Source organism: Bacillus cereus group sp. BfR-BA-01316 (assembly GCF_022664195.1).
In the GTDB taxonomy this organism is placed as follows: Bacteria; Bacillota; Bacilli; order Bacillales; family Bacillaceae_G; genus Bacillus_A.
The window spans coordinates 1-8,711 of sequence record NZ_JAKUGX010000057.1 but is presented as its reverse complement, the minus strand read 5'-3'; the positions used below and the strand labels follow the sequence as shown (position 1 = coordinate 8,711).

The following is an 8,711-nucleotide window of genomic DNA, read 5'->3' as shown; positions in this document are numbered from 1 at the left end:
TCTAGCATCTAAAAATAAAAATTGACGTTCACGTTGTTTGTTTCGTTCAGTTTTCAAAGAACTTATCTGCCGCTCATTTGCGACTCCCTTATGTTAACATTTTCATATTTCGATGTCAACCAAGTTTTTTTATTTCTTTTGTCGCTTTCTGCGTTGTTGCTATCGGCGACTTGTTCTATATTACACCTCTATACCCCAATCGTCAATACCTTTTATGCTTTTTATTTAATAAATTATAAAAGAGATTGAACACTCTTAATCTAATCCATTCCTAGAGATTCTTAAACTTGCATAGGACGATTGTAGTCAAGTTGATAATCGACAGTTCACACTATCCCGCTTAATACTAATAATTTTCTAAAGAATGAATGTTAGACCAAGTAAATATATATTAAGGATAGCGTTATTATTATTATTATTCTTATACATCCCAGCTAAAACCACCATCTCTTTCTTCCCTCTTATCTCTAGAAGATTATAAACAAAACACTTCACTTATCTTCTTTACATTTACTAAATCGATGAGGATCTCAAGTAATCTAATAAACTTAGGAGGCGTTATGAAATGCATGGTAATAAGAAGATAATTTATGTATCCCATGATGCCCATTTCCACGGAGCACAGCTGCTTTCTTTACATACTATTAAAGCTCTTAAAGAAAACTTTGATTACTCCGTCGCAATTATCTCTATTGGAACAGGCATTTTAATCCGTGAGTTCCAACAATATGGTCCTGTTTATTGCCTAGAGGAAGACTACCCAACAGACGAAAAGGTCGAATTATTAATAAAGAAATTATTATCACAAGACTACACCATTGCTATATGCAGTACTATCATAAGTGGAGATATGGTTGCATTACTAGCTAGACACAATATAAAAGTTATTTCATTAATACATGAATTACCTCATTTAATACAGCAGTACTCTGCCGAAGAAAAAGCAAAAAACATTGCTGAATTTGCTTACAAAATTGTCTTCCCTTCACAGTACGTATATGAAAAGTTTTGTACAATTACCCAATTAGATCATCAAAAATGCCACATTCTCCCGCAAGGTTTATTTAACCACAACCCTTATAAGAACAATATTACAGAAGCTAAAAATGAATTGCGCAAAAGACTCAACCTGCCTCTAGATAGCAAAATTATTTTGGGTGTAGGTTTCGCTGATCATCGAAAAGGGATAGATTTATTCTCATTTATTGCTTACTCAGTAAGAAAGATTAATACGAACATTCATTTCATTTGGGTAGGACAAACGGATATTCGCTTCATGGATACTATATCACCTAAATATAAAGCCCATTTCACATTAGTCGATCCTACTCCAGATATCGGCTTATATAACGCCGGGTCTGATTTATATTTATTAACCTCAAGGGAAGATCCTTTTCCAAATGTTGTTTTAGAAGCATTAGATACAAAGGTTCCTGTTATAGGATTTAAAAATGCTGGAGGTTTTGAGGATGTTGTTACAGAAAAGACTGGCGCCTTAGTAGATTTTTTAAATTTACCAAAAATGCTAGAAAGAATATATGAATTTATTGAAGATGAAGAATTACGGTTACAAAAAGGTACCTTTGGCCAAAAACTTATTGAAAAGAATTTCAATTTCCTTAATTACATTTATCAATTACTAGATCTTCTCGAAAATAACTACAAAAAGATTAGTGTAATTATACCGAACTATAATTATGAAAAATATTTACCTGTCCGAGTCAAATCAATATTAAACCAAACCTACCCCCTTTACGAACTAATCTTCCTAGACGATGCCTCTACTGATAAAAGTGTACCAACATTTGAAAAGCTGCTCTCACAAGAAAATAAGACACATCTGAAAGTTCAACATATTATTAATGATAAAAACTCTGGTTCTGTATTTAAACAATGGATAAAGGGAATCTCTGCAGCAACCGGTGATTACATTTGGATCGCAGAGGCCGATGACTTATGTGATAAGACATTTTTACAAGAAGTGATACAAGGATTTCATATAAATACTAACGTTACCTTAGGCTACACACAATCAAAACAAATAGACGAACAAGGAAATGTAGTGGTTGATCATTATTTAGATTACACAAATGATATCGATAAAGAAAAATGGAAAACCCCTTATTTCCGAAAAGGCATAGATGAAATACAAGATACGTTACTTATTAAAAACACCATACCTAATGTCTCAAGTGTAGTTTTTAAAAACATAGATATTAAACAAACAGAAAAACAATTAGAAAAGTTTAAAATAGCTGGTGATTGGTTTTTCTATGTTTCCATTCTTCAAGAAGGCAATATTTACTTCAATCCAAAATCACTAAACTATCATAGACGACATACAAATAGTGTAACGAGAACAGAAGATTCATATTCCCATTACAATGAAGTTGTACAAATGCAGAATTTCATTAAAGAGAACTTTACTATTGACGACATTTCTAAAATGAAAATGTATACATATAGAAAGTACCTTAAAGCATATTTGAATATTTAAGCGTATATTTTCTTCATCATCAGTATCTCTTGTAAGATACTACTATTATTTAGGAGGAATACTCTTTGAAAGAATTTATAGAAGGAAATAAAGATTTAATTTCTCAAATCGCAAACACCTACAATGTAAATGCAAGTATCCATCCAGAGGATCATATCTTTCAATTCATTATCACTAATCCAGTCTTCCCTTCTAAAAGAGAAGCGATAGATTATTATTTTAAAGATGGGCAAAACTCAGCTCAAATACTCTTAGACTTAATTACTGCCTTTTCCCCTCCTAAAGACAATCCAATTAAATTATTAGAATTCGCATCCGGATACGGCTGCGTAACACGTCATTTATTCAATCTACAAGCAAACTTGAGTATAACTGCTTGTGATATACACGAGGAGGCTATTACATTTATTGAAAACACATTAAATAATCCTTCTATATTATCTCATCCTGAGCCTGAACATTTAAAATTGGATTCCTCTAAGTATGATATTGTTTTTTGTCTATCCTTTTTTTCTCATATACCTGATACAACTTGGTTTCGTTGGCTTCAAACATTGTATAATGCTGTTTCACCTGGTGGTTTATTCATTTTCACAACCCATGGATATCAAAGTAAAAAATACTTCGGGTTTCCAAATTTAAACGAACAGGGATATTGGTTTCTCCCTTCTAGTGAGCAATTTGATTTAGACGTTAATGAATACGGGCAAACGATAGTTAGTCCATCTTACGTATGTGACAAAATTAAATTATTACCCTACAACCCAATCATCAAAAAATACACTGAAGGATTTTGGTGGGAACATCAAGACCTTTGGGTAATAGAAAAAGAAGTCAAATAAGAAAACAGGATTCACTCGTACATAAGTGAATCCTGTTTTCTATTACTTTTTACTATATAAGAACTCTTCAATCCATAGCTTATTTAATCTAATTCCATTTTTGAAATCTATTTTAGGTTCCCAATTAAATTCTTTTTTTACCTTATCTATATTTAAAATGATTTTTTGAACATTTTCTTGTTTTTGTTTATAACAGATAAAATCCACTTCTCTCTTTGTTATCTTCTCCAGCTCTACTATAATTCGTTTTAAAGAGAGACCTTTGCCACTTCCTATATTATATACACAAGATTTCAATCTATTTACTTGTGATAGTTTTATAGTGATTTCAACTAAGTCATCAATATAAATATAGTCTCTAATAATCTCTTGTGGATTCCCGTATATATTAATCCTCTCATTACTGAGATGCTGATACAAAAAACAATTTATTGCTCCGACTTTCTTTAAAGGATTTTGATATTTTCCATACGGATTAGAATATCTACATATAACATATTCTATTCCATATTTCTTCTTATAAAAATACAAATAATTTTCAAGTGAAACTTTTGTTATTCCATAAGGAGAAAGTGGTTTTAATGGGTGTTTCTCATCAATAGGTAAATATTCAGGTTCACCATAAACCGTCCCCCCAGAAGATGCTAATACGATTTTTTTAATATGAAAGTCTTTAACATTTTCCATGAAATTGAGAAAAAAAAGGCTACTTTTAATATCCCCGAAAATATTTTCAATTGAACTCGCTACATTAGACGTTGCAGCTAAATAAATAATAATATCTACATTCAATAAAGCTTTATATATATATCTTCAACATTCTCTAAATCACCTTTAATAAATTCAACTTCATTTATAATATTTTGAGGAAAATTATTTATATGTCTGGAAAATACTTTTACATTTTGACCCTGTTTCAATAAACCCAATGTGAGGTTGATACCAATGAAACTATTTCCACCTACTATTAAATAATTATTCTTCCTCATAATATCCTCTCTCTAGTAATAAAATTTTTACTCGTCACAACTAGAAATACAAATAAATGAACTTGATCATTCCTATTATTCATCCTTTTGTAATTGTATGCCCCTTATAAATTTTCATTATCTTTATTTTATATTTTCATTTTAAAATCGCTATCTCATCTAGGATGGCTGAAAAAACACTCATAATATTTACTCAACTCCATGAATATAGTGTATTAATAAAAAATCATCCTTCTCTTCCTATATTCTCACTCGTTTATCCCATTTAAAGAACCTTCTACATGCGCAAAACTCTCGAAAAAGGAGTACTAAACTCATGAAAAATATAAATCAAGAGCTTTTAAATCATGCAATTCTACATAAAGATAGAATTCCACATTTTCATAAAGATTTTCCCCTCATACTATTTTGGAGTCATAGAAGCGGATGTACCGCATTAGCTAATTGGTTCTTTTTTCAAATTGGGTTATTTACTGAAGCAAAGAAATACAATGATTTTATTCATTACTATGAGTTTTGGATATATAAAAACAAAATAAATTACATACGAGATTTAAAGAATGGTCTTCTAGAAGCAAAAAAAGATGTTTATAAACTCGTAAGAAACCCCTATACAAGGGCTTTCAGTTCATTTCTATTACTTGCTGACAATCCATATGCTAGCCCTCAATGGGAAAGTATTAGGCAGTGTTTTTATAATGATAAATATAGTAAGCAAGGGATATCCTTTAAACAATTTTTATATTACGTTCAAGCATTTGGTTCAAATTCCTTAGCACTAGATATACATTTCAGTCAGCAATACGTCCAAGGTGAAGAAACTTTAATCAAACGCTACATACCTTTAGAAAATTTTAATAAGCAAATTTCAAAAATAGAACAAGAATACGGTTTAATTAAATCCAACTTAGTGACCCTTACAAATTCAAATCATCATCGTGCCAAAAAAATGGTTTATACAGGAAACTATGCGGAAATTAGTATTACCGACGCAGCCTTTCCCAGATTCCCAACATATGAAAGCTTTTACGATAAAGAAACAATGGATTTAGTTACAGCGATATATGCAAAAGACTTTGAAATGTATCCATATACGGAAGGAATATTTTAAATCTATACTTCCTTAAATGAATAAAAGCAAATGTATCGCATAGCATAAAGTGAAACTTTAATTCGTGGGGTTTTCTCCCCACTGATTATTCCTCCCTACCAATTGCGCTTTTACAAATATGCCCCTCTCTTTGATTTCGCTGATTTTTGACGTGTGAGACTTACTACCCGTAACTAACGGGATAAATACATTGCATTTAACACAGGAGTGATGATTTGAAACACAATAATGGGTACTGCGTTATTTGCACGAAGGAAACTACATTTATAGAGCATAACGATTGGCTTAGAGATCATTACTTATGTTCTACATGCCACTCTATACCACGGCAACGAGCTTTAATTCATGTTTTAAATACGTTTTTTCCAAAATGGGGTTCATACAATATCCACGAATCCTCTCCTGGAGGAATTACAACTCAGCTACTAATAAAAAACTGTAAGAACTATACATATTCCCAATACTTTAAAAACTATCCTCTTGGTCAATACTTTCAAGGAATTAGATGCGAGAATTTAGAAGACATGACATTCCCAAATGAATCTTTTGATTTGTTCATTACTCAAGATGTTTTTGAACATGTACTGACGCCAAATAAAGCTTTTAAAGAAATAGCAAGAGTATTAAAGCCAGGCGGTTCTCATGTATTTACTGTCCCTTGGTACCATACACTCACAAAGACATTGCAACGAGCAAGAGTGGATAAAGAAGTGATTGAATATATTGAAGAGCCCATTTATCATGGCAATCCTATTGATGAGAACGGGTCTTTAGTAACATTTGATTGGGGGCAAGATATGATTGAATATATTTATACACATGCAAATATGTCTACCATTGTTTATTTACAAAAGGATAGATCACTAGGATTAGATGCTGAATTTTTACATGTTTTTATTAGTACAAAAAGCATGTAAATAATTTTTATCACTATATAATTCGGAGGTTTAACAAATGAATAAATTTAAGTTAGGAAGTGATTTCGATAACCTTGTTAGTCCACTATCTGATGTTGAACTTCTAAATCTATTTATACAAAGTTGCTCACAAACAACGATAAACGGCGTTTCCGTACCTACGTTCCCTCCCGAAGATATTCAAAAAACAATTTGTAGGTGCTCCCTATAAACACGCCCTATATGAAGCATATTTATTTTATGTTCTTATACAAAGATATGCTAAAAATTTAAGTGTTCCCTTGGATAAAGAAAGTAAAGTTTTAGACTTTGGCTGCGGTTGGGGACGAATTATACGTTTCTTTTTCAAAGATGTTCGTGATGAAAATTTACTTGGTATTGACGTAGACCCCGTAATGATTACTCTTTGTAATGAAACATTAGGAAGAGGTATATATAAAACTGCAAATCCACAACCTCCTGTAGAATTTATTAGTGACAATTCATTAGACATTATATTTGCCTATTCTGTATTCTCACATTTATCCGAAGAAACTGCAGAAAATTGGATAAAAGAATTTTCAAGAATTCTTCGTCCGGGTGGAATCTTCATCGCAACAACACAGGCACGATATTTTCTCGATTTTTGTCAGCAATTCAAAGAACATCCTGAATTAATTCAAACAGGATGGCATCAAACTTTATCACAAGCTTTTCCAGATATACACCGTGCCATCTCAGATTATGAAAACGGCCAGTTTGTCCATAGTCCCACCGGCGCAGGAGATGTTAGAACTAGTAGTTTTTACGGAGAAACAGTTATACCTATGACTTATATTAAAAATCATTATGAGAAGTATCTAAAGCTACGGGATTTTTTTGATGATGTAAACCGACTACCACAGGCCTTATTTGTTCTCCAAAAAGATTAACGCCTTTCGTTCATGGATGATACGCTAGATTTTCTTAGTTTCATGTTGAAAGACACCTTTTATTCCAGCCTTATACATCAGATTGCCCAAGACTCCCATATCCAAGGAAGCTATAAAAGTGCATCCAATACGAAGCATTGAAAAACAGTAAGCAAATAACATATCTCTTATTTCAAACTTAATCCACAAAATCAAAAGTAACTTCCCACCACTTGAATCATGAAGAATATAGGGGTGATATAACTTGAAAATAATCGCTTTTTACTTACCACAATTCCACCAAATAAAAGAAAATGATCGATGGTGGGGTAAGGGTTTTACTGAATGGAAAAATACTAAAAGTGCACGCCCTTTATTTTCAGGACATTATCAGCCTAGGGAACCTTATCAAGATTTTTATTATGACTTAACCAAACCATCCGTAAGAAAATGGCAAGCAGAAATCGCCAAAGCATACGGCATATATGGTTTTTGTTATTATCATTACTGGTTTAAAGGAAAAAGGCTATTAGAGACACCTTTTAATGAGGTACTTAAGATGAAAGAACCCGATTTTCCATTTTGCCTTTCTTGGGCAAATGAACCGTGGACAAAAACTTGGGATGGTCTTGATAGCGACATATTAATGCCTCAAGATTATGGAGAATTATTGGATTGGAAAGAACACTTTGAGTATTTATTACAAGCTTTCCAAGATGAGAGATATATTCGTATAGATGATAAACCACTATTCATTATTTATCGCCCAGGACATATTCCTGATTGTGAAAAAATGCTTAATTATTGGAATACACTAGCACGAGAACATGGTTTAAAAGGTATATACTTTGCAGAAACATTAAACAGCTTTCCACTCCCTAATATAAATGGATTTGATGCCAGCATTCAATTCGAACCTTTTTATACAATTGCTCATGATAGCTCTTCAGACATAAATAAGACAATATATGAGTCTGGTATGCACGTAAACGCTTGGGATTACGATAAAGTGTGGATGCACATATTAAAACGATCTCCTCCAAAGAAAAAAACATTTCCCGGTGCCTTTGTTGACTGGGATAACACTGCACGTCGCAAAGATTTAAATAGCAGCATTTTCATAGGTTCTACCCCTGGAAAATTCACAATATATTTAAGCAAGCAAATTCACCGTACGTACTCCCTTTATAACAGCCAGTTTTTATTTATTAATGCGTGGAATGAGTGGGCAGAAGGTACTTACTTAGAACCAGACAAAAAATATGGATTCGCCTATTTAGAAGGGGTTAAAGATGCAATCAATAGAGGCATGAAAGCATACAAAAAAGACGAGTCATTCTGACTCGTCTTAAAGTTGCTTGGCGACGTCCTACTCTCACAGGGACAAGGTCCCAACTACCATCGGCGCTAGAGAGCTTAACTTCCGTGTTCGGTATGGGAACGGGTGTGACCTCTCTGCCATCAT

The 8,711-nt window shown here is 32.6% G+C and carries 5 protein-coding genes, 1 rRNA gene and 2 pseudogenes; 6 read left to right on the top strand and 2 right to left on the bottom strand.

Annotated features, from left to right (window positions below):
• Positions 1-565: 565 nt before the first annotated feature.
• A complete protein-coding gene (locus MR071_RS24555; RefSeq protein WP_242238195.1) occupies positions 566-2,497 on the top strand; it encodes a glycosyltransferase in 1,932 nt (643 codons plus the stop codon).
• A gap of 65 nt (positions 2,498-2,562) precedes the next feature.
• Positions 2,563-3,339 (top strand): class I SAM-dependent methyltransferase, encoded by a 777-nt coding sequence (locus MR071_RS24550; RefSeq protein WP_105588244.1) that lies wholly within the window; start codon positions 2,563-2,565, stop codon positions 3,337-3,339.
• A 42-nt stretch (positions 3,340-3,381) separates the two neighbouring features.
• On the opposite strand, the pseudogene MR071_RS24545 reads toward MR071_RS24550, so the two are convergent.
• Positions 3,382-4,328 (bottom strand): annotated as a pseudogene (locus tag MR071_RS24545) (NAD-dependent epimerase/dehydratase family protein).
• Between the two features lie 316 nt (positions 4,329-4,644).
• Between MR071_RS24545 and MR071_RS24540 the strand changes: the two are divergent.
• From MR071_RS24540 to MR071_RS24525, 4 genes and pseudogenes are all read left to right on the top strand, one after another.
• Positions 4,645-5,439: a sulfotransferase family 2 domain-containing protein gene (locus MR071_RS24540; protein ID WP_242238194.1), complete on the top strand. Its 795-nt coding sequence runs from the start codon at positions 4,645-4,647 to the stop codon at positions 5,437-5,439.
• 215 nt (positions 5,440-5,654) lie between these two features.
• Positions 5,655-6,356: a class I SAM-dependent methyltransferase gene (locus tag MR071_RS24535; RefSeq protein WP_242238193.1), complete on the top strand. Its 702-nt coding sequence runs from the start codon at positions 5,655-5,657 to the stop codon at positions 6,354-6,356.
• A 37-nt stretch (positions 6,357-6,393) separates the two neighbouring features.
• Positions 6,394-7,267: pseudogene (locus MR071_RS24530) on the top strand (class I SAM-dependent methyltransferase).
• Between the two features lie 244 nt (positions 7,268-7,511).
• On the top strand, positions 7,512-8,588 hold the full coding sequence (locus MR071_RS24525) for a glycosyltransferase WbsX family protein (RefSeq protein ID WP_242238192.1): 1,077 nt from the start codon (positions 7,512-7,514) through the stop codon (positions 8,586-8,588).
• A 14-nt stretch (positions 8,589-8,602) separates the two neighbouring features.
• Here MR071_RS24525 and rrf read toward each other — a convergent pair.
• Positions 8,603-8,711 (bottom strand): 5S ribosomal RNA (gene rrf, locus MR071_RS24520); the annotation flags it as partial.